This is a genomic window from Actinoplanes philippinensis, assembly GCF_900113015.1.
Classification (GTDB): domain Bacteria; phylum Actinomycetota; class Actinomycetes; order Mycobacteriales; family Micromonosporaceae; genus Actinoplanes; species Actinoplanes philippinensis.
In genome coordinates this window covers 434,174-455,191 of the sequence record NZ_FONV01000003.1, presented here as the reverse complement: position 1 = coordinate 455,191, position 21,018 = coordinate 434,174, and the positions used below count along the sequence as shown (strand labels likewise).

The following is a 21,018-nucleotide window of genomic DNA, read 5'->3' as shown; positions in this document are numbered from 1 at the left end:
CGTCCACCCCGACCGGGGCGGGCGCCGGCCACCCGGGCGAGCTAGGCTGGCCCGGCTATGACGACACCTGACCTGCCTGAACCGACCGAGCGCACCGAGGCCGAGGTGCGGCTCAACCGGCTGGACCGCCGCCGGGACAAGATCCGTCGTGAGATCCAGGAGAACCGTGAGGGCAACCATCGGGTGCCCACCTGGGTGCTCGCGCTGATCCTCGTGCTGTTCGTGGCCGGCTGGGCCTATCTGATCCTGAGCGCCTGAGCACAGCTGCGCGACGGGGCAGACGCGGCCGCCGGGTTTGCGGCAGGCTGTCCGGTATGGCTGACATCATCGATCCCGCCGTCGGCGACTACCTGCTCACCCATTGCACGCCCGCTGACGACGTGCTGCGCGACCTGGCCGCCGAGACCTGGGCGAAGCTGCCGGGCGCCGCCGGCATGCAGGTCTCGCACGACGAGGGCGCCCTGCTGACCATGCTGGTGCGGCTCACCGGCGCCGAGTACGCCGTCGAGGTCGGCACGTTCACCGGCTACTCCTCGATCTGCATCGCCCGCGGGCTGCGGCCCGGTGGCCGGCTGCTGGCCTGCGACGTCTCCGACGAGTGGACCGCGATGGCTCGCGACTACTGGCAGCGAGCCGGGCTGACCGACCGGATCGAGCTGCGGATCGCGCCGGCGCTCGACACGCTGCGTGCCCTGCCCGCGGAGCCGCTGATCGACTTCGCGTTCGTGGACGCCGACAAGACCGGCTACCCCGACTACTACGACGCGCTGGTGCCGCGGCTGCGGCCGGGCGGCCTGATGGTCTTCGACAACGTGCTGCGCGACGGGCGGGTCCTCGACCCCCGCGACGAGTCCGACCGGGCGGTGGCCGGCCTCAACGACCGGATCGTCACCGACGAGCGCGTCGACTCGGTGATGCTGCCGGTCCGCGACGGCGTCACCCTCATCCGCAAGCGGGGCTGAGATGGCGATGCCGGCCTGGGCCGGCATCGCCCCTGGTCCGGAGGCGGGCTGAGGCAACCGGTTCGCACCCGGCCGGTCACCCGGGATGGTCCCGCCGAGGCGTCTCCTGGTAGGCGTGTCGGAACAGCGCGTACGGGCCGGACGGCCGGCGACGGTCTTCGCGGCGATGGCGGCCCTCGCCATCGCCGCGTACCAGTTCCTCCCGGACGAGATGTGGTGGCTCACCGGCTGGCAGGTCGGGATCGGCTGGGCCGGCGTCGCGGCGCTGCTGGTCGGCGCCCACCGGCTGCCCCGCCCGGAGCGGCTGCCGTGGTGGCTGTTCGCGGCCGGCGTGTTCAGCAACTCCACCGGCATCGCTGTCGCGTCCGTCTCCGAGGCCTGGTACGGGCTGGTCGACCTGCCGACCCCGGCCGACCCGTTCTTCCTCGGCCTCTACCCGGCGTGCGCGGCCGCTCTGGCCGTCCTGATCCGGCGGCGCGACCCGCGCTCGGACTGGCCGGCGCTCGTCGACGCAGCCACCATCACCACCGGGTTCGGCCTGCTCGCCTGGGTGTACGTGATCGCGCCGGTGAACCTGGGCGACCCGATGGACCGGCTCGCCCACGCGACCGAGGTGGCGTACCCCATCGGTGATCTTCTCCTGATCGCGATGACCAGCCGGCTGTTGCGCAGTGGTGGCAGCCGGGGCGCCCCGTTCTGGTGGATCACCGGCTCGCTGACCGCCTTCCTGGTCGGCGACTGCGCCTGGGTGGTGCTCGACAACCTGGGCGTCACCGGCGAGGTCCTCGAGCTGCCCTGGGTGCAGCGGGGCCTGGAATCGGTGTTCCTGGTGGCGTTCGTCCTGTTCGGTGTCGCCTGCCTGCACCGCGGCGCCCGTGAGGTGGCGGCCCCGGCGGACGCCCGCCCCGCGGGGCTCGGCATCGGCCTGCTGGCGCTGCTCGCCGGCGCGTCGCTGATCGCCCCGGCGGTGCTGGCCGCGCAGACCGCGTCCGGCGAGGTGGCCGACGGCTGGAGCATCGCGGCCTGCTCGGCGGTGCTGTTCCTGCTGGTGGTCGCACGGATGGCGCTGCTCATCCGGCACGTCGAACGACAGGCCCGCCAGGTGCGCGAGCTGGCCCGCTCGGACGAGCTGACCGGCCTGCCGAACCGGCGCGCCTGGAACGACGAGCTGCCCCGCGCCCTGGAACGGGCCCGCCGCAACAGCGAGCCGGTCGCCGTGGCGATCCTCGACCTCGACCACTTCAAGCGCTACAACGACACCTTCGGCCACCCGGCCGGCGACCAGCTGCTCAAGGCCGCCAGCGCGGCGTGGCACGCCACCCTGCGCGACGTCGACGTGATCGCCCGGTTCGGCGGCGAGGAGTTCGTGGTGCTGCTGCCGGCCGCCGGTGTCGGGGACGCCCGCCGGGCGATGGCCCGGGCCCTCGCCGCCACCCCGCTCGGGCAGACCTTCTCCGCCGGGCTGGCCGTCTGGGACGGCGTCGAGACCTCCGACGAGCTGCTCAAACGGGCCGACGCGGCGCTCTACGAGGCCAAGGCGGCCGGCCGTAACCGGGTCGAGGTAGCCGGTCAGGCCAGCAGGCTCGCGGCGTGACGCCCGGCGGCCGCGGCCGTCAGGAAGTAGCCGTGGTCCTGGTCCAGCTTGCGGCCCATCGTCGACAGCGGCACCGGGCAGTCGCGCAGCGCCCGGTCCAGGCCCGCGGAGGGCACGCGGACGAGGCGGTGCCGCGCGGTGAGCGGCGCGAGCGCGGCCTCCACCTCCGCGGCGAGCGGCTGCGGCAGGCCGTCCGGGACCGGCAGGTCGGCGGGGACGAGAGCGACTTTTCCGTACGCCGTAAGACTGTGATGTGACACCCCGCGGTGCCGCTCACGCCCGTCGCCGTCGGAGATCCGCAACGACCCGACCGGCCGCCCGCCGAGCACCGCGATCGCGTTGACCGCCTCACCCAGCGCCACCCCGGAGAAACCCCAGGTCGTCCCGGTCCCGAGGTTGCCCGGCCCCTGCGCCACGATCGTCACGTCGGCGTGCAGCACGTGCCGGGCGGCCAGCAGCCCGGTGTGCACGGTGCTCGCCTCCAGGTCGCCGCCGAACGCCTGCCCGGTGGTGACCGTCCCGGCGAGATGCCCGCGCAGCCCGTCGAGCGTGCGGGAGAACCAGGCCGGCAGCGCCCCGCCGTCGGTCATCAGATAGGCGACCCGGGCGCCCGGCCGGTCGGCGTGGACTCCGGCCAGGATCGCCGGCAACGCCGAGTGCAGGTCGGCGGTGACCACCGGCATGCCCTCGATCGACTCGGCCGTGGCCAGCACCGCCCGATGGGGGGACGCCTCCTCGTCGACACCGAGCCGGATCGGCTGCAACGGCGTATACCGCGCCTTCACCAGGTGACCGGCGTCGCGGGTGGACCCGTCGTCGGCCGGGTCGGCGGGCAGCCGGTCCGGGATCGCCACCACCAGCGCATACCCACCCGTGCCCAGGCCCATCACCAGCGCGCCCACGTTGAGCAGCACCCGGTCGCCGGGCTCCGGCGCACCGACCAGATCGGGGTAGGCCAGCGCGCGCAACGGCCCGTCGTCGGTCGTCACGTCCAGCTCGACGGCGCCGTGCCAGCTCCGCCGCACCGACCGCACCGTCCCGGACCGCCATCGCACCATGGCCGCGACCCTATCCGTTCTGGCCGCCGTGTCCCCTGGTCGGGTCCAGGAACACGTACCGGATGCCCGGATAGGTGTCGCGCAGCCGCCGTTCCGCCTCGTCACAGGCCGTCTCGATGTCACCGGCCGGCACGTCGTCGGCGAAGTCGACCTTCGCCGCCACCAGGATCTCGCCCGGCCCGATCCGCATGGTGAACAGCGTCGGCACCGCCGTCACCACGTCGACGCCGGCCAGGTCCGCGGCGATCCGGTCGTGCATCCGCTGCGGCACCGCCTGCCCGACCAGCAGCGACGCGTTGCTGTGCCCCAGGACCACCGCCACCACGAGCAGCAGCAGGCCGATCACGATCGACGCGACGCCGTCCCACACCTCCGAGCCGGTCACCTGCGCCAGGCCCAGCCCCACGGCGGCCAGCACCAGGCCGGCCAGCGCCGCGAGGTCCTCGAAGAAGACCGCCTTCACGGTGGTGTCCGAGGTGTGCCGCAGGTAGCCGCCGGCCGTGGTGTTCCACTGCTTCGCCGCGCCGCGGACCTGCTTGAGCGCCTTGGCGAACGACACGCTCTCGGCCGCGAACGCGACGGCCAGCACGATGTACGAGGCCAGGTAGTTCCCGGTGTGCTCGCCCTCGATGATCGTCATGACGCCGTGGTAGATCGAGAAGCCGGCGCCCGCGACGAAGGTGAAGATCGCGGCGATGAACGCCCAGACCCAGCTCTCCTTGCCGTACCCGAACGGGTGTTGTTCGTCGGCCGGTTTGGTGCCCCGCCGCAGCGCGACGTAGAGGAACACCTCGGTGACGGTGTCGGCGAGCGAGTGGGCCGCCTCGGACAGCATCGCGGCCGACCCGGAGAGCAGGCCGGCGACCAGTTTCGCCACCGAGATGGCCAGATTGGCGGCTCCGGCGACGAGGACGGTGCCGACGCTCTCCGACTCGGCGGAGGGCTCGGCGGGCGCGGGAACAGAGGTTTCAGCGGTGGTCACGAATGCGGTCTTCCCCGGCGCCGTGACGGATAACCGTCGCCCCGGGGCGCCTGCTAGCGTTGCGGCCGTGTCGCGCACTCGCACCGAGCGCCTGGTGAACCTGGTCATCTGCCTCCTGTCCACACGACGGTTCCTCACCGCCGCGCAGATCGCCGCGACCGTGCCCGGTTACGAGCACGATCCGTCCGACCCACGCGACCACGAGGCGTTCCAGCGCAAGTTCGAGCGGGACAAGGCCGAGCTGCGTGACCTGGGCGTGCCGCTGGAGACCGGGACGGCCAGCATCTTCGACCAGGAGCCCGGCTACCGGATCGCCCAGCGCGAGTACGCGTTGCCCGACATCCTTCTCGAACCGGACGAGGCCGCAGCCGTCGGCATCGCCGCCCGCCTGTGGCAGCACGCCGGTCTGGCCGCCGCCGCCTCGTCCGGCCTGGCCAAGCTCCGCGCCGCCGGTGTCGAGGTCGACCCGCAGGCCACCCTCGGGGTGGAGCCGGTCGTCACCGTCGACCCCGCGTTCGGGCCGCTCACGTCGGCCGCCCGGGAACGCCGCGCGGTCACCTTCAAGTACCGGGTGCCCGAGGTCGACGAGCCCAGCACCCGGCGCCTGGAGCCGTGGGGCGTGGTCTGCTGGCGCGGTAGGTGGTATGTGGTGGGCCACGACCGCGACCGCGACGCGACCCGCTGCTTCCGGCTGTCCCGGATCGTCGGCGACGTGCGCGCCACCGGCCGCGGCGGCGCCTTCGAGCCGCCCGCCGGCGCCGACCTGATCAGCCACGTGGCCCGCTCGTCCGGCCCGATCGCCCGCAACGGCCGGGCCACCGTCACGGTCCGCCACGGCCGGGCCGCCGGGCTGCGCCGGCTCGCCGCCGACGTCGTGCCCGGCCCGGACGGCGACCGGCTGACCATCGTCTACGGCGATGTGGACTGGCTGGCCTCGCGCATCGCCGGCTATGGCCCGGACGCCCGCGCCGACGGGCCGCCCGAGCTGCTTGACGCGGTCATCCAGCACCTCAAGGAACTGATCACGCGGCACGAGGTCCCGGCGGTGACGGCATGATCGGCTCCTCGCACCGGCCGCCGGCTGCCCGGCGCCGCGACAGCGCTGCGGAGGTGGCGGCATGAGCAGCACCGTGCGGACCCCGTCCGGCGACCGGCTCGGGCGCCTGCTCAACCTGGTGCCCTACCTGCTGGCCCGGCCCGGCATCCTCATCTCCGAGGCGGCCGCCGACCTGGGCGTCACCGACCGGCAGCTGCGCGAGGACCTGGAGCTGCTCTGGGTGTGCGGGCTGCCCGGTTACGGCCCCGGCGACCTGATCGACATGGCCATCGACGGCGACCACGTGACGATCAGCCACGACGCCGGCATGGACAAGCCGCTGCGGCTCAACCCGGACGAGGCGCTCGCCCTGGTGGTGGCGCTGCGGATGCTCGCCGAGACACCCGGCATCGGCACCCGCGACGCCATCGAGCGGGCGCTGGCCAAGATCGAGAGCGCGGCCGGCGACCTGGCCGACGCGCCGGTGGCGGTCCGGCTGCCGGCGAACCAGAAGAAGCTGGCCGCCGTCCGCGGGGCCGTCGACTCCGGCCACGCGCTGCGGCTCACCTACTACACCGCGGCCCGCGACGAGACCACCGACCGGGTCGTCGACCCGATGCGGATGCTGATGGTCGGCGGCTTCAACTACCTGGAGGCCTGGTGCCGCCGGGCCGAGGCGACCCGGCTCTTCCGGATCGACCGGATCGACGGGTTCACCGAGCTCGACGAGCCGTCCGCGCCCCCGGTCGAGGCGGTGCCGCACGACGTCACCGGCGGCGTCTTCCGCCCCGGCCCGGAGCTGCCGCTGGTCACCCTGCGGGTGGGTCGCGGCGGCCGGTGGATCACCGAGTACTACCCGGTCGAGGAGGTCGTCAAGGACAGCACCGAGTGGCTGGTCACGATGCGGGTCACCGACCTCGGCTGGGCGCAGCGCTTCCTCACCGGGCAGGGCCGCGACGTCACCGTGATCGGCCCGCCGGAGCTGCTCGACCGGATCCGGGCCCAGGCCGCCACCGCCCTCGACCAGTACGCCGCGCCGACCGGGCTCGGAGCGGACCCGGTCGCGGGCCGATAGGGTGGGCCGCGTGCTGATGTGGGTCTGGATCGCCGTGGTGGTGATCGCGCTGTTCGTCCTGATCTTCGCCGCGTCCCGGGTGATCGGGCGGCTGCCCGCGCTGCGCCGGGCCGCGCGCAAGCTGGAGCGCCGCCGCGACGAGGCCCTCGTGCTGCAGCAGAGCGCCGAGCGGCTGCAGACGACCGTGCAGGGCCTTCAGGAGCGGGCGGAGCGCGCGCAGGCGAAGGTCGAGGAGATCAAGGCGGGCCGCGGCAGGTGACGGGCAGTTACCGCCCTGTTGTCCCGGGCTTACCAAGATCATAAGAAACCTGAGGGATCCGCACGGCAAAATCGTCAGGATCCACACGTACGATGGACCGGCACCCTGATCCGACCGACTGGAGTCATCCCATGAGTGTGCTCAAGCCTTGGCACATCATCGTCCTGGTTGTTGTGCTGATCCTGCTCTTCGGCGCGAAGCGGCTGCCCGACGCGGCGCGCTCCCTCGGCCGTTCGCTGCGGATCATCAAGGCGGAGACCAAGGGCCTCGTCGACGACGACAACAACGTCGCGGAGAAGGCGGAGCCGCAGCACAGCCGCACCCCGCTGCAGGGTGAGGTCCAGCAGCCCTACCAGCAGCCCGGCTACCAGCAGGCGCCCCCGCCGCCGGCCGGTTACCAGCAGCCCGCGCCGCAGGGCTACCAGCAGCCGGCCCCGCAGGGTTACCAGCCGCCGCCGGCGCAGCCCTTCGTCGACCCGGTGCAGCACCGCACCAACGACCGCTGACCCGGGCCGATGGCACTGAGCCTGCGTAAGAAAAAGGGACCCACCAAGTTCCAGCAGGCTTCCGACGGCTCCATGACGCTCATCGAGCACGTTCGGGAGCTTCGTAACCGGCTGTTCTTCGCGTCTCTTGGCATCGTGGCCGGCCTGATCGTCGGTTTCATCCTCTCCGAGCGGGTCTTCGACCTTCTCGCCGAGCCCTACTGTGGCCTCGACACGTCATGGACGCTGGGGAAGGTCGGCCAGGGCCAGTGCAACTGGCTGATCCTGGGTGTGGCCGACCAGCTGATCCTGAAGCTGAAGATCGCGCTCTGGCTCGGTCTGATCGTCGGCGCGCCGGTCTGGCTCTACCAGCTGTGGGCGTTCATCGCGCCCGGCCTGCACCGGCACGAGCGCAAATGGGCGTACGTGTTCGTCGCGATCGCGGCACCGCTGTTCATCGGTGGCGCGACGCTGGCCTTCTTCGTCATCAAGCACAGCCTCGAATTCATCATGACCGCCGGTGTCCTCGGCCAGACGACGCAGCTGGAGATCACCTCCTACACCGGTTTCGTCACCAGCATGATCATGATCTTTGGGGCGGCGTTCGAGTTCCCGCTGGTCCTGCTCATGCTCAACTTCACCGGCGTCGTGAGCGCGCCCCGGCTGCTCAGCTGGTGGCGGACCGTGATCTTCCTGTCGTTCGCGTTCGCCGCGATCGCCACTCCCGACCCCGGGCCGTTCGGCATGACCTTGCTGGCAGCCTGCCTCACCCTGCTGTATTTCATCGCCGTCGGGGTGGCGTTCCTCAACGACAAGCGCAAGGGCCGCGGCACCGAGATCTACGCCGGGCTCGACGACGACGAGATCTCGGAGTTGCCGGAGGAGCGGGTGCCGGTCGGCGCGTCCGACCCGATCGACGGTCCGACGGCGATCGACGCTCCGACACCCGTGGAGCGGCCGAGGCCGATCGAGCGCAAGTTCGACGACATGACCTGATCTAATTCCGGATCGTGAGTGACTTCATCGCGGTGCTGGCCAACCCCTCGGCGGGGCGCGGCCGGCACCGCGGTCTGCTTCCGGGGGTCGTGGAGGCCCTCGGTACGGCCGGGCACGCTGTGCGGATCCTCACCGCCGGCAGCGGGATCGAAGCCGAGGCCGCCTGTCATGCCGCGGTTGCGGACGGGGCGGCGGCCGTCGTGGCGGTCGGCGGGGACGGCACGGTGCACCGGGCCCTGCAGTCGGTCGCCGGGCAGCCGGCCGGGTTCGGGGTGGTGCCGGCCGGGACCGGCAACGACTTCGCGAGCGCGGTCGGCGTACCCCCTGATCCGTTGGCGGCCGCAGCCGGGATCGCCGTGGCGCTGCGGGACGACCGTGCCCACCGGTTTGATCTCGCCCGGACCGTGGATGCTCACGGTGAGCGACGCTGGTTCTGCGCGGTGATGGCCGCGGGATTCGACGCGCTCGTCAACGAGCGTGCCAACCGGATGCGCCGGCCCACCGGGCCGCGCCGCTACGACCTGGCGATAGTCTTGGAGCTGGCCCGGTTGCGGGCCCGGCGGTACACGCTGACGCTGGACGGCGAGGAGCTCGCCTTCCCCGCGGAGATCGTTGCGGTGGGTAACTGTGCGAGCTATGGCGGCGGGATGCGGATGCTGCCCGACGCGGACCCGGCCGACGGGCTGCTCGACGTCCTCTTCGCGGCGCCGCTGGGCCGGCTCGATCTGATGCGGCTCAAGCCGCGGCTGCGCGGGGGGACCCACGTGCGTGATCCGCGGGTCACCGTGCGGCGGGCGCGTGAGGTGCGGATCATGGCTGAGGGGATCGTGGCGTACGCGGACGGCGAGCGGCTCGGCCCGCTGCCCGTCGAGGTGAGCTGTGTGCCGGGTGCGGTTCGGTTGCTCCGCTGAGTGACGGGTCAGATTCCCGGGGACGGGCCGAACGTGAGGGCATGACGAACTCGATCGGACCCCGCGCCGCCTCGCTCTTCGGTAACGCCACGTCGGCGCTGGGCAGCGCCAAGGACGCCTTCAAGGCGATCGCCGAGGCCGCCGTGAACACCCAGGACGAGTCGCCGGCCGCGGTCGCCGAGACCGCCGGGCGCAAGGGCCGCCGCGGAACCGTCCTGGACCGCTACGCCTGACCCGCGCCGACCGCTCCCCGGGCCGACCGCTTGCCGGGCCGACCGCTTCCCGCGCCGACCGCTTCCCGCGCCGACCGCTTCCCGGGGCCGACCGCTTCCCGGGCCGACCGCTTCCCGGGCGCGGGAGGTGCCGGTTGTCACCGGTGACCGCTCGTCCACGGTGGGACGTTCCTGGTGTCACGCCTGGTGGGACAGGGCCAGTGACAGCACCGCGGACAGCCCGTTCGGTTTGCCGGCGTCGGCGGCCGGCACGATGTACGCGGCGCAGCCGGCCTTGACCGCGCCCGCGTCCGCCGGGGTGTCGCCGACCATCAGCGCCCGCTCCGCGTCCACGCCGAGCATGCCGCAGGCGCGCCAGAAGAGCGCCGGGTCCGGCTTGATCCGCCCGACCTCGTAGCTGAGCGCGAACGCGTCGACCAGCCCGTCCAGCCCCCACGCGGCGAACAGCGGCCGGATGTCGAACGCGATGTTGCTGACCACGGCGACCTTGACGCCCGCCTCGTGGAGCTTGCGCAGGGTCGGCTCGGCATCGGGGTACGGCACCCAGCCGTCCGGCACGAGCAGCCTCTCATACAGCGCGTCGGCCAGACCCTCCACGTCGGTCGGCACGGTCGCGGCCAGTCCGGTGTAGGCGGCGCGGTGGCTGTGCGCATACAGATCGCGGTCGGCCCAGTGCTCGGCCAGATGCGGGGGAACCCGGTGCGGCAGCGGCCCGCCGGCCCGGCCCGCGGTGGTCAGCCGGTCGGCCAGAATGGTGGCCCGGCCCCGGTCGAGCTCGGTGCCGCAGGCGGCGGCCGCGGCGACGACCCAGGCCAGCGCGTCCTCCACCTGAGCGAGCGTGCCGTGGAAGTCGAACAGGACGGCCTCGACAGGCCGCGCCGGTGGGACAGGTGGATTCGAGGCATGCGGCACGTGGTGCACCTTACCGACCCGTGTCGGCGTCGCTGACGGCCCCATAACCGTGCTGCGTTTTGTCATACCCACGAACTAGCCTGGTGTTCATGACGAGTCCCGCCGAGAAATATTCGGCATCCAAGCGGCGGGCGGCGCGGGTCGCCACCTATCCGGCGCTCGAAGATTTCATGCTCGACGTGGGCTTCGACCTCGACGACTTCCAGCGGGAGGCGTGCGAGGTCCTGGAGCGGGGCAGCGGCGTGCTGGTCTGCGCCCCGACCGGCGCCGGCAAGACCGTGGTCGGCGAGTTCGCGGTGCATCTGGCGCTGCGTGACGGGGAGCGCAAGTGCTTTTACACCACCCCGATCAAGGCGCTGTCCAATCAGAAATACCACGACCTCGTGTCGCGCTACGGCGCCGACAAGGTCGGCCTGCTCACCGGCGACAACGCGATCAACGGTGACGCCCCGGTGGTGGTGATGACCACCGAGGTGCTGCGCAACATGCTCTACTCCGGCTCCGACCAGCTGCGCAATCTGGCGTATGTGGTGATGGACGAGGTGCACTACCTCGCCGACCGGTTCCGTGGCGCGGTCTGGGAGGAGGTGATCATCCACCTGCCGGCGTCGGTCACGCTGGTCTCGCTCTCGGCGACGGTCAGCAACTACGAGGAGTTCGCCGACTGGCTGGTCACCGTCCGCGGCCAGACCGAGGTGGTGGTCAGCGAGCACCGGCCGGTCCCGCTCTGGCAGCACATGCTCGTCGGGCGGCGGATGTTCGACCTGTTCCACGACGCCGACGCGGCGAAGAAACACGACGTCCACCCCGAGTTGCTGCGGTACACCCGCGAGATGGACCGGCGGATGGAGTTCACCGACCGGGCCGCCTCCGGCTGGCGCGGCGGGCGGGGCAAGCGCTGGCAGCCGCCACCCCGGGCCGAGGTCGTCGACCGGCTGGAGCGGGCCGGGCTGCTCCCGGCGATCCTGTTCATCTTCAGCCGCGCGGGGTGCGACGCCGCGGTCCAGCAGTGCCTCAACGCCGGGCTGCGCCTCACCGACCCCGACGAGCGGGCCGAGATCCGGCGCATCGTGTCGGCCAAGGTGGCGCACCTGCCCGCCGACGACCTGTCGGTGCTGGGCTACTGGGAGTGGCTCGACGGCCTGGAGCGGGGCGTCGCCGCCCACCACGCCGGCATGCTGCCCGCCTTCAAGGAGGCGGTCGAGGAGTGTTTCGTCAAGGGCCTGGTCAAGGCGGTCTTCGCGACCGAGACGCTGGCGCTGGGGATCAACATGCCGGCCCGCTGTGTGGTGCTGGAGCGGCTGGTCAAGTTCAACGGCGAGGCCCACGTCGACCTGACCCCCGGGGAGTACACGCAGCTCACCGGCCGGGCCGGGCGCCGCGGCATCGACGTCGAGGGCCACGCCGTGGTGCTGTGGAGCCCCGACGTGGATCCGCGGCACGTGGCCGGGCTCGCCTCCACGCGGACCTATCCGCTGCGGTCGTCGTTCCGGCCGTCGTACAACATGGCGGTCAACCTGGTCGGCACGGTCGGCGCGGAGAAGTCGCGGGAGCTGCTGGAGTCGTCGTTCGCCCAGTTCCAGGCGGACCGCTCGGTGGTCGGCCTGGCCCGGCAGGTGCAGCGCAACGTCGAGACCATGCAGACGTATGGTGCGGACGCCGCCTGCCACCACGGCGACTTCGACGAGTATTTCGGGCTCCGCGTGGCCATCGCCGACCGGGAGAAGGCCCTGTCCCGCCAGGGCGTCCAGCAGCGCCGGTCGGCCGCCGTCTCGTCCCTGGAGAAACTGCGGATCGGTGACGTGATCCGGGTGCCGCAGGGCCGCCGGGCCGGGCTGGCCGTGGTGCTGGAGCCGTCGGCCGCCGGGTTCGGTGAGCCGAGGCCGCTGGTGCTCACCCAGGACAGGTGGGCCGGCCGGGTCAGTCCCGGCGACTTCGGCGGCGAGGTGGAGGTGCTGGCCCGGGTGCGGGTGCCCCGCAACTTCAACCACCGCTCGCCGGGCGCTCGCCGTGATCTGGCCGCGCAGGTGAGCGCCACCGGCCTGGACCGTCATCCCGACCGCCGCCGCAGTGGCCGCAGCCGGGCCAACCCCGGGGAGGACGCCGAGGTCGCCCTGCTCAAGGTGCGGTTGCGGCAGCACCCGTGCCACGCGTGCCCGGAGCGGGAGGATCACGCCCGCTGGGCCGAGCGGCGGCACCGGCTGGAGCGTGACACCGACACGCTGCGCGCCAAGGTGGCCGGGCGGACCGGGTCGCTGGCCCGGACGTTCGACCAGGTGTGCGCGGTGCTGACCACCCGCGGCTACCTGTCCGCCGACGGCGAGGTGACCGACGCCGGCCGGATGCTCGGGCGCATCTGGTCGGAGGCCGATCTGCTGGTCGCCGAGTGCCTGCGCCAGGGCGTGTGGGACGGTCTGGCGCCCGACGAGCTGGCCGCGGCCGTGTCGATGGTGCTCTACGAGTCGCGGCGTGAGGGCGACGACCGGGCGTCGGTGCCGAAGGGCCCGATCAGCGCCGCGGTCGACGCGTGCGCCAAGCTGTGGGGCGAGATCGCCGCCGACGAGAGTGAGTACGGTCTGTCGCTGACGCGGGAGCCCGATCCCGGATTCGTCTGGCCGATGTTCCGCTGGGCGCGGGGCGAGCCGCTGGCCCGGGTGCTGGCCAGCGGGCACCACGACGCCGACATGCCGGCCGGTGACTTCGTTCGCTGGGCGCGGCAGGTCCTCGACCTGCTCGGCCAGATCAAGGAGGCGTCGGCGGCGTCGCCGAGTGTCAAGGAGACGGCGCGTAAGGCGATCACCGCGGTCAACCGGGGGGTGCTGGCCCTGCAGAGCGCTCTGTGACCGGTGCACACCGATGACCGGCCGCCCGCCGGCCGCCCGCGAAGGGGCGGCCACGGTGTGGGCGGCCGTGGGTCGGATCGCCGCGCGCTAGGGGCGGCCGGCGGGCGGCCACGGTGTGGGCGGCGGCGGGTCGGATCGCCGCGCGCGGGGGAGAAGCGGCCGGGGGTGTGGGCGGCCGTGGGTCGGATCGCCGCGCGCTAGGGGCGGCTGGCGGGCGGCCACGGTGCGGGCGGCGGCGGGTCGGATCGCCGTGCGCGGGGGAGAGGCGGCCGGGGGTGTGGGCGCCCGGGGGTGTGGGCGGCCGCGGGCTGGGATCGCCGCGCGCGACGGAAGGGCCCGGTTGAGTGGGAAGGGCGTCCGGGCGCGCGAAAGGGCGGCGGCCGGGTGCGACGGCTGGGCCGCCGGGTGCGGGCGATCGTCGCGGATGGTGAATCTCCGTTGACGCTGTCATTGGCATGATTCAAGAATTGCGGCGGCGGCATTGGCGGGGTTCATTTGTTGTCGCGGCGCACCGCGAGACACCGGAGGTCCGGAAGTAGGGGACATGAGCGCGGGCTCACCGCATCTGATCGGCTGGTCCGGTGGCGTGGTGGCGGAGTCCGTGCTGGCGGTCATCGACGCGGACACCGCGGTCATCGAGCTGTCGGTGTGGGGCGGCTGGGATCGCCGGTTGTCCGCGCAGGCCCGTACGGTGCTGGACAAGTGCCTGGCCGAGCACCCCACCGGCGTGATCGTCGACCTGCATCATCTGCGTGATCCGCACGCGGTGAGCGCCCCGCTGTGGCTGACCGCCTGCTCGCAGGGCGCGGCCATGGAGCCGCCGATCGTGATCGCGGTCTGTGTGCCGGCGGCCACGCCGCTGGCCCGCCGGCTGCGGCGTCTCGGGGCGCGGGACTGGCTGGTGCTGTATGCGTCGGTGCCGCAGGCGCGGGCCGCCCTGGCCGGCGCGCATCCGCTGCCGGACCGGATGCATCTGGCGCTGCCGCCCGACTCGGCGGCGGCGGTGCAGGCCCGTTCGCTGGTCACCGAGGCCTGCGCCGGCTGGGGCCTGCGTCATCTGTGTGAACGGGCGAGACTGGTCATTTCCGAGCTGGTGGTGAATGCCGCCGAGCATGCGGGTACCGATATCGAGGTGATCGTGTCGTCGCGTGGCGCCGGCGCCGGGGCCGCCCTGCACCTGGCCGTCTACGACGGTGGCACGGTGCTGCCCCGGGTGCGTGACCCGGTGCCGGGGCCGCTCGGGCCGTCGCTGTCGGACCGCGGGCTGGGTTTGCGCATCGTGAGCGCGGCGGCCTCGTCGTGGGGCGCGCTGCCGGCCCGTGGCGGCAAACTGGTGTGGGCCATCGTCCGTTCCCGCCCGGAGGAGGCGCTTTGGTGACTGCGACGCGGATCGGCGGGGTACGCGATGGCGACCGTTCCGGGCGGGAGGTGGCGCTTTGGTGACTGCGACGCGGATCGGCGGGGCACGTGGCGGTGACCGTTCCGGGCGGGAGGAGGCGCTTTGGTGACCGCGACGCGGATCGACGGGGCACGCGACGGCGACCGTTCCGGGCGGGAGGTGGCGCTTTGGTGACCGCGACGCGGATCGACGGGGCACGCGACGGCGACCGTCTGCTGATCACCTTGCGGGGCAGTCTCGACGCGATGTCGGTGGATGCCCTGCAGAGCCAGCTCTTCGACCTGACCCGGCTGTACGACCTGATCGGGCTGAGCGACCCGGTCCGGCAGATTCACATCGACGTGGCCGGGGTGGACTTCTGCGACGCGGCGGGGCTGCGGATGCTGGTGGCGGCCCGCCGGGTGGCCGAGTCCCGCCAGGCCACCTGTCACCTGCACGATCCGCAGCCGCACCTGCGGTGGCTGCTGCGGGCGACCCGGGCCGCCGACCTCTTCGACGGTGTCTGACCGGGCGCCTCAGTCGTAGTAGAAGTCCATCGCCTCGCCCGATCTCGCGGGCTTCCGGATGCCCGACGCCTTGCCGTGGGCGCTCAACGTGGTGGTCATCTCGAGGGTGTCCGTGCCGTCCTTCAGCGACACCTTGATCGAGGTCACCCAGCCGGCCGCGTCGGTGGTGGCGGTGAAGGCGCCGCCGCCGCCCAGTACCGAGACGGCCGGTGTGCCCACCGGCAGGAAACGGTCACTGTCGATGTCGATGGTCCCGCCATACGTGTTCGGCCCGATGCTCGCCACCTCGTCGATCGCCTTGGTGAACCGGGACAGGCCGGTCGGGTCGGTCATGTCGTACGCGTACGGCGAATCCGCCTTGATCCGTTTGAGGTCGAGGTGGACCCAGGTCTCGCCGTCCGCCGAGCGCGAGTAGAGGTCGCTGCCGATCACGATCCGCTGCGTGGATCCGGTCCCGGTCAGCGTGTACTTCACCGAGATCCGCCGGGCCTTCGGGTCGTGGACGCCGGAGCCGGTGACCTTCTTGGCGTCCGGCGCCTCGCCGTCGGTGGTGAACCGGTAGGTGGCGTTCCTCGTTTTCTCCAGGGCGGCGAGCAACTGCTCGCGGGGGCTGGGGCCGGCCGGGCCGGGGGAGGGCGCCGGTGGGGATGTTGCCGGGGCCGGTGCGGCCGGAGCGGGGCTCTCCGGGGTGCTGCAACCCGCGGTGGCCAGGACGGCGGCGGTCACCAGCGCAGCGTGGTACCACTTCATGAGGATCCTTCATGATCGATTGCGGCGGTGAGCCTAATCGATCGGCGGCCAGGTGCGCGCGGTGGTCTCGAACAGGCGCTGGTCGCTCTGCACCGGCACCACGCACAGCAGGTGGCCGCCGGGGGCGCGCAGTGTCTTGTGGCCGCCGTGGTCGGCGACCATGGTGGCGCCGAGGGCCAGCAGCCGCGCGGTCTCGGCCGGCACGTCGTCGGTCTCCATGTCGACGTGGTATCGGGGCGCGTCGTCGACCGACTGCACGTCGACGGCGAGCCCCGGCAGCGCGCCGACCAGGGCGATGAACTCCTCCTCGCCGGGCACCGGCGTGGCGGTGGCCCCGAAGGCGCCGGCCCAGAACGATGCGGCGGCGGGCGTCTCGGCGGACGGGGTGTCGATGAAGATGCCGAAGAGGCGGCTGCGATGCATGATCACACCCTACTGATAGAGACCGTCCAATTGCGACCGGTAACGGTCCTCGGCGGCGCGGCGGCGGATCTTCATCGACGGGGTGAGGATGCCGCTCTCCACGTCGAGGTGGTGGTCGAGGATCACGAACTTCTTGATCGTCTCCCACGAGTTGAGGCCGGCGTTCAGCTCGTCCACCGCGCGGGAGACCTCCTCGACGATCTCCGGGGACCGCACGAACGCCGGATAGTCGTCCGAGCCGGGCCGTTTCGCCGCCTCGTCGGGATCCAGGTCGATCAGCGCCGTGACGTACTTGCGGTTGTCGCCGTGCACGATCACGTGGCCGGCGAGCGGGCACAGCGCCTTGAACCGGGCCTCGATCAGCTGCGGGGCCACGTACTTGCCGTTCGAGGTCTTGATCAGGTCCTTCTTGCGGTCGGTGACCCGCAGCGAGCCGCGCGCGGTGATCTCGCCGATGTCGCCGGTGTGCAACCAGCCGTCGACCAGCACGTCGCCGGAGTCGCGGTGGTGGTAGCCGCTCATCAGCCCGGGGCCGCTCAGCAGGATCTCGCCGTCCTCGGCGATCCGCACCCGGGTGCCCGGCAACGGGCGGCCCACGGTGCCGTACTCCGGGTCGTCCGGCCGATTGAAGATCGTGGTGGCGCACGACTCGGTGAGGCCGTAGCCCTCGGCGACCGGCAGCCCGATGGCGCCGAACCAGGCCGCGATGTCGGGGGAGAGGGCCGACGCGCCAGAGATGAAGTAGCGCATCCGGCCGCCGAACCGGGCCCGTACCTTCGCCAGCAGCAGGTCGGCCAGCGGGTTGCGGTGCCCGGCCCGGACCGCCCAGCGGAACAGCCGGCCCTTGAGCCCGCCGCCGACGGCCGCGGTCACCCCCGCGTACACCTTCTCGAAGATCCGCGGCACCGCCGGCATGATGGTCGGCCGGACCTCGGTGAGCCGCTGCACGATCCGGCTCACGTCGCCGTCGACGGCGAACTCGAAACCGACCGACAGCTGGCACGCCAGCAGCGCCTTGCCGAACGCGTGGGACAGCGGCAGCCAAAGGTAGCCGACGTCGTCGGGCCGGACGATGCCCATCGCCTGGATCGCCAGCCCCTGGTAGACCCAGGCGCCGTGGGTGATCCGCACCCCCTTCGGCTTTCCGGTGGTGCCGGACGTGTAGATCAGCGTCGCCAGATCGTCCGGCCGGACCGCCGCGGTGACCCGGTCGACCAGTTCCGGGTCGGCGGCGAGGGCCTCCCGGCCGCGGGCACGCAACTCGCCGAGCTCGTCGAAGCTGATCACCCGCTCCACGTGCGGGGCGACCTTGGCCAGGTGCGACGCGTTCTCGACGAACGCGAACCGGCTGCCCGAGTCGGTGAGGATGTGCTCGACCTCGTCCGGCGACGACGACGGGTAGACAGTGGTGGTGGCGCCGCCCGCGCACATCACCGCGAAGTCCGCCTCGATCCACTCGACTCGGGTGGCGGAGACGATCGCGACCCGCTCCTGCGGGCGCAGGCCCAGCGTGATCAGAGCGGCGGCGATCTCTCGGACCGCTTGCGCGGTGTCGGCCCAGGTCTGCGGCGCCCACGATCCGTCGCCGGCCGCCGGGTCCGGCCTCCGATAGGCGACATCCTCGGGGGTACGGCCGGAGCGCGCCAGGAACATCGCGCCGAACGACGGCGGACTGTCCCGCCGCAACTCGGTGAGCAGGGCTTCCTCGGCCGCGGGCGCGGCGCACTCGGTCACGCGGACTCCTCGGTGGCAGGGGGCCTCGACCGGCCGGCGCAGCCTGCCGGACGGCTCGGGGCTTATTTCTCATGAACTTATCGGTCACCTGACAACCCCTGCGCGGCGGCGCGGGCAGGATGGACGCGTGGCCGACTACATTCTTGACGATCTGGAACTCGCCCAGGAGGCCGCGCTCGCCGGCGCCGCCGAGGGCCTGCGGCACTTCGCGGCGCTCGCCGGGCTGCCCCGGGAGGTGAAGCAGGACGGCAGCGTGGTGACCGCCGCCGACCGGGCCGTCGAGGACCGGATCCGGGAGGTGCTGACCGGCGCCCGCCCCGGCGACACGATCCTCGGCGAGGAGCACGGCGAGACCGCCGGCGACGGCGGCCGCCGGTGGATCATCGACCCCATCGACGGCACCCACCTGTTCGTCGAGGGCGACGACCGCTGGCTGGTGCTGATCGCCCTCGAGGAGCGCGGCGAGATCACCGTCGGCGTCGCGGCGCTGCCCGCCCAGGGCCGGATCTTCTGGGCGGTACGCGGTGGAGGCGCCCGGCAGGCCGAGATCCACGACGGCCGGATCACCGGCGAGCAGAAGATCGCGGTCGCCGGTGGGGGCGCGCCCGACCTGTCGATCAGCCGGCTCGGTGTCGTCCCCGACTGGGACCGGGCCGACGTCGCCGCGCTCATCGACGCCGCCGCCGAGCGGCCCTGGTCCCTGCATCCCGGCCTGCTCGTGGCCCGCGGCGACCTGGACGTGGCGGTGCAGACCAGCGGCAAGATCTGGGACTTCGCGGCCACGTCGCTGATCGTCACCGAGGCCGGTGGCGACTACCGCGGCCTCGACGGGCGCACCACCCCCGGCCCGGGGGCGTCGCTCTACAGCCGCAGCGCGGAGCTCGGCGACGCCGCCCTGGCCGTGCTGAGTTAGACCCTGGCCGTGCTCGGTCAAACAGTCGGGGCGTGCAGGGTGATGGTGGTCCAGGCGCCGACGTGCACCTGGTCGCCGTCCTTGAGGGTGCGCGACTGGCCGGTGCCGAGCGGCTGCTCCTCGTCGTTGATCCAGGTGCCGTTCGAGGAGCCGACGTCGGACACCAGCCACGTCCCGTCGGTGCTGAAGGTGAGCAGCGCGTGGTTGTGCGACACGCCCGGGTCGGACGGGGCCGCGCCCAGGTCGATCTCCGGCGTGGTGCCCTTCGACGCACTGCGCCGGCCGATCCGCACCTGCGGCGGGGCCAGCGGGATCGTCTGCGGGATCGACCCGGCCGGGAACGCCACACCCTGGATGTCGTTGAGCGCGAAGTAGTCCGGATCGGCGGCGACGGTCGCCGTCCACGGGCCGGCGGGCGCCACCACCGGCGGCGGATCGATCTGCGGGACCCGGCCGGTGCTGTGGTCGTACCCGCAGTCCTCGCAGAACCGGAACGGGCCGCTGCGCGGATAGCCGCAGTTGGGGCACTTCTCCTTGACCGGGGCGGCCGGCTGCTCGGTGACCGGCACCGACAGCAGCGGCGCGGCCGGGGCGGCGCCGTCGATGCGTGTCCCGCACGTGTCGCAGAAGTCACCCTCGGCCGAGGCGTGACCCTTCGGGCAGGTGTACATCGTCACTGGCCGCGACCCACCCGCACGGTCTTGGTCGAGCGGGTGTCCAGCGCCATCTCGTCCTCGGCCGCCACCTTGCGGCGCAACCGGACCGTACCGGTCACCGGGTCCTCGATCTCCACCACCTTGGCCAGCAGCTCCTCGGTCGCCTTGTTGCCGCTGGCGTGCGCGAGCTGCGCGGCCCGGCCGAACTTGATGGTCGCGGTCCGGTCGTCGCCGGCCTCGCGGGCGGCCAGGCCGGCCTGGATCGCGTCGGCCAGCTCGGCCTGCCCGGTGTAGTGGGCGACCTGCCGGTTGATCCGGGTGGACAGCGCGGTGTCGTCCGTCCACACTGCCCGGACCAGGGCGCGGGCGTGCTCGGTGTCACCCTCCATGATGTGCACCCGGGCGGCCAGCATCTCGTCGCCGGAGCCGCCGGCCGGCACGTCGACACAGATGTGGTAGTCGCGGCTCTCCTGGCCCCACGAGCCGAGCGGATAGCGGCCGGCCCGCGGACCGTCCTCGACCCGCTTGCCGGTCAGGTCGGCGACCTGCGGCTCCACCTGCTTGACGAACCGGACCGAGGCGTTGACCGGCGTCCACACCTTCAGCTGCACGTCGGCGGAGGTCTTGCCCATCGCCGCGGTGATCATCTGCTGGAAGGAGGCGGTCAGCTCCATCGGCTTGGCCACGATGTCCACGGTGCCGAGCATCCGGTCGGCGATCTTGCGCAGCTCGGCGACCTTCCAGTTCGCGCCGACGCCCCGGCAGTCGCAGATGAACTGCTCCTTGATCTGGTCCAGCACGCTGTCCAGGTATCCGTACCGCTCGCCGTTGTCGCCGTCGGTGAGCAGGATGGCGTGCTTGATGTCGCCCGGCCGCTGCGCGAACAGCTGCGCGGCCAGCAGCAGCCACGCGCCCATCGCGGTGCCGCCGTTGGCCTGCAGCCGGTCGATGGCGACGGCGGCCGCGGCCCGGGTCTGCGGCGACGCGACCGCCAGCCGGCCCGGCTCCGGGAAGAGCTGCTGGGCGGTGCTGACGCCGGCGATGATGGCGAAGTGGACACCGTCGTCGATGCACTCGACGGCGGCCTTGGCGGCCTGGCGGGCGGCGCCGATCCGGCCCTCGGCCTGCATCGAGCCGGACGCGTCGACGATGATGATCTCGGTCGCGCCACCGGTACGGCGGCCGCCCTCGCCACCGCTCGACGTGACGGTCACGATCGCGTTGACTTCACTCGCGCCCAGGGCGAGGTACTCGTTCTGGAAGGCCTCGGCGGTGTAGGACACTCTCGGGA

At 72.6% G+C, this 21,018-nt stretch carries 22 protein-coding genes; 14 read left to right on the top strand and 8 right to left on the bottom strand.

Features of this window, described 5'->3' with window-relative positions; genetic code table 11:
• Nucleotides 1-57: 57 nt before the first annotated feature.
• The 3 genes from BM290_RS08940 (at nucleotide 58) to BM290_RS08930 (ending at nucleotide 2,556) form a co-directional block, all read left to right on the top strand.
• Complete coding sequence (locus tag BM290_RS08940; protein WP_093611916.1) at nucleotides 58-258, top strand: hypothetical protein; 201 nt, start codon at nucleotides 58-60, stop codon at nucleotides 256-258.
• Nucleotides 259-314: 56 nt separating this feature from the next.
• Nucleotides 315-962: an O-methyltransferase gene (locus BM290_RS08935; RefSeq protein ID WP_093611914.1), complete on the top strand. Its 648-nt coding sequence runs from the start codon at nucleotides 315-317 to the stop codon at nucleotides 960-962.
• A 115-nt stretch (nucleotides 963-1,077) separates the two neighbouring features.
• Nucleotides 1,078-2,556, top strand: coding sequence for a GGDEF domain-containing protein (locus BM290_RS08930; protein WP_239143218.1), 1,479 nt, complete (start codon nucleotides 1,078-1,080; stop codon nucleotides 2,554-2,556).
• On the opposite strand, the gene BM290_RS08925 is transcribed toward BM290_RS08930, so the two are convergent.
• Entirely contained in the window at nucleotides 2,532-3,614 is a 1,083-nt protein-coding gene (locus BM290_RS08925; protein WP_093611912.1) for a DUF3866 family protein, read from the bottom strand. The genes BM290_RS08930 and BM290_RS08925 overlap by 25 nt on opposite strands.
• A gap of 10 nt (nucleotides 3,615-3,624) precedes the next feature.
• Complete coding sequence (locus BM290_RS08920) at nucleotides 3,625-4,596, bottom strand: cation diffusion facilitator family transporter (protein ID WP_239143219.1); 972 nt, start codon at nucleotides 4,594-4,596, stop codon at nucleotides 3,625-3,627.
• A 67-nt stretch (nucleotides 4,597-4,663) separates the two neighbouring features.
• On the opposite strand from BM290_RS08920, the gene BM290_RS08915 reads away from it, so the two are divergent.
• The 7 genes from BM290_RS08915 to BM290_RS08885 all read left to right on the top strand — a co-directional run bounded on the left by BM290_RS08915 (nucleotide 4,664) and on the right by BM290_RS08885 (nucleotide 9,591).
• Complete coding sequence (locus BM290_RS08915; protein WP_093612456.1) at nucleotides 4,664-5,653, top strand: helix-turn-helix transcriptional regulator; 990 nt, start codon at nucleotides 4,664-4,666, stop codon at nucleotides 5,651-5,653.
• A 61-nt stretch (nucleotides 5,654-5,714) separates the two neighbouring features.
• Nucleotides 5,715-6,707: a helix-turn-helix transcriptional regulator gene (locus BM290_RS08910; RefSeq protein ID WP_093611908.1), complete on the top strand. Its 993-nt coding sequence runs from the start codon at nucleotides 5,715-5,717 to the stop codon at nucleotides 6,705-6,707.
• Between the two features lie 16 nt (nucleotides 6,708-6,723).
• Nucleotides 6,724-6,966 (top strand): hypothetical protein, encoded by a 243-nt coding sequence (locus BM290_RS08905; protein ID WP_093612454.1) that lies wholly within the window; start codon nucleotides 6,724-6,726, stop codon nucleotides 6,964-6,966.
• A gap of 131 nt (nucleotides 6,967-7,097) precedes the next feature.
• Complete coding sequence (gene tatA / locus BM290_RS08900; RefSeq protein ID WP_093611906.1) at nucleotides 7,098-7,472, top strand: Sec-independent protein translocase subunit TatA; 375 nt, start codon at nucleotides 7,098-7,100, stop codon at nucleotides 7,470-7,472.
• A gap of 9 nt (nucleotides 7,473-7,481) precedes the next feature.
• On the top strand, nucleotides 7,482-8,447 hold the full coding sequence (gene tatC / locus BM290_RS08895; protein WP_093611904.1) for a twin-arginine translocase subunit TatC: 966 nt from the start codon (nucleotides 7,482-7,484) through the stop codon (nucleotides 8,445-8,447).
• Between the two features lie 11 nt (nucleotides 8,448-8,458).
• Nucleotides 8,459-9,358 carry a diacylglycerol kinase family protein gene (locus tag BM290_RS08890; RefSeq protein WP_093611902.1) on the top strand — a complete coding sequence of 300 codons (900 nt, stop codon included), beginning with the start codon at nucleotides 8,459-8,461 and terminating at the stop codon, nucleotides 9,356-9,358.
• Between the two features lie 41 nt (nucleotides 9,359-9,399).
• Nucleotides 9,400-9,591, top strand: a complete 192-nt coding sequence (locus BM290_RS08885) for a hypothetical protein (RefSeq protein ID WP_093611900.1) — start codon at nucleotides 9,400-9,402, stop codon at nucleotides 9,589-9,591.
• A 177-nt stretch (nucleotides 9,592-9,768) separates the two neighbouring features.
• On the opposite strand, the gene BM290_RS08880 is transcribed toward BM290_RS08885, so the two are convergent.
• Nucleotides 9,769-10,512: an HAD family hydrolase gene (locus tag BM290_RS08880; RefSeq protein WP_373871000.1), complete on the bottom strand. Its 744-nt coding sequence runs from the start codon at nucleotides 10,510-10,512 to the stop codon at nucleotides 9,769-9,771.
• Between the two features lie 80 nt (nucleotides 10,513-10,592).
• On the opposite strand from BM290_RS08880, the gene BM290_RS08875 reads away from it, so the two are divergent.
• The 3 genes from BM290_RS08875 (at nucleotide 10,593) to BM290_RS08865 (ending at nucleotide 15,251) form a co-directional block, all read left to right on the top strand.
• Nucleotides 10,593-13,346, top strand: a complete 2,754-nt coding sequence (locus tag BM290_RS08875; RefSeq protein WP_093612452.1) for a DEAD/DEAH box helicase — start codon at nucleotides 10,593-10,595, stop codon at nucleotides 13,344-13,346.
• Between the two features lie 544 nt (nucleotides 13,347-13,890).
• The gene (locus BM290_RS08870; protein ID WP_093611896.1) at nucleotides 13,891-14,724 is read left to right on the top strand and encodes an ATP-binding protein; all 834 of its coding nucleotides are present in this window, start codon (nucleotides 13,891-13,893) and stop codon (nucleotides 14,722-14,724) included.
• A 191-nt stretch (nucleotides 14,725-14,915) separates the two neighbouring features.
• A complete protein-coding gene (locus tag BM290_RS08865) occupies nucleotides 14,916-15,251 on the top strand; it encodes an STAS domain-containing protein (protein ID WP_239143221.1) in 336 nt (111 codons plus the stop codon).
• A gap of 9 nt (nucleotides 15,252-15,260) precedes the next feature.
• Here the strand turns inward: BM290_RS08865 and BM290_RS08860 are convergent, their stop codons facing one another.
• From BM290_RS08860 to BM290_RS08850, 3 genes are read right to left on the bottom strand one after another with little or no spacing between them, the layout of a single operon-like run.
• Complete coding sequence (locus tag BM290_RS08860; RefSeq protein WP_093611893.1) at nucleotides 15,261-16,001, bottom strand: hypothetical protein; 741 nt, start codon at nucleotides 15,999-16,001, stop codon at nucleotides 15,261-15,263.
• Between the two features lie 33 nt (nucleotides 16,002-16,034).
• Nucleotides 16,035-16,424, bottom strand: a complete 390-nt coding sequence (locus BM290_RS08855; RefSeq protein ID WP_093612450.1) for a VOC family protein — start codon at nucleotides 16,422-16,424, stop codon at nucleotides 16,035-16,037.
• 9 nt (nucleotides 16,425-16,433) lie between these two features.
• Nucleotides 16,434-18,158, bottom strand: a complete 1,725-nt coding sequence (locus tag BM290_RS08850) for an AMP-dependent synthetase/ligase (protein ID WP_239143222.1) — start codon at nucleotides 18,156-18,158, stop codon at nucleotides 16,434-16,436.
• Nucleotides 18,159-18,285: 127 nt separating this feature from the next.
• On the opposite strand from BM290_RS08850, the gene BM290_RS08845 reads away from it, so the two are divergent.
• On the top strand, nucleotides 18,286-19,071 hold the full coding sequence (locus BM290_RS08845) for an inositol monophosphatase family protein (protein WP_239143223.1): 786 nt from the start codon (nucleotides 18,286-18,288) through the stop codon (nucleotides 19,069-19,071).
• Nucleotides 19,072-19,088: 17 nt separating this feature from the next.
• Here the strand turns inward: BM290_RS08845 and BM290_RS08840 are convergent, their stop codons facing one another.
• Together BM290_RS08840 and BM290_RS08835 are read right to left on the bottom strand one after the other, a co-directional pair.
• Nucleotides 19,089-19,742, bottom strand: a complete 654-nt coding sequence (locus BM290_RS08840; RefSeq protein WP_239143229.1) for a double zinc ribbon and FHA domain-containing protein — start codon at nucleotides 19,740-19,742, stop codon at nucleotides 19,089-19,091.
• 2 nt (nucleotides 19,743-19,744) lie between these two features.
• Nucleotides 19,745-21,010, bottom strand: coding sequence for a vWA domain-containing protein (locus BM290_RS08835; RefSeq protein ID WP_093611890.1), 1,266 nt, complete (start codon nucleotides 21,008-21,010; stop codon nucleotides 19,745-19,747).
• Nucleotides 21,011-21,018: the final 8 nt, after the last annotated feature.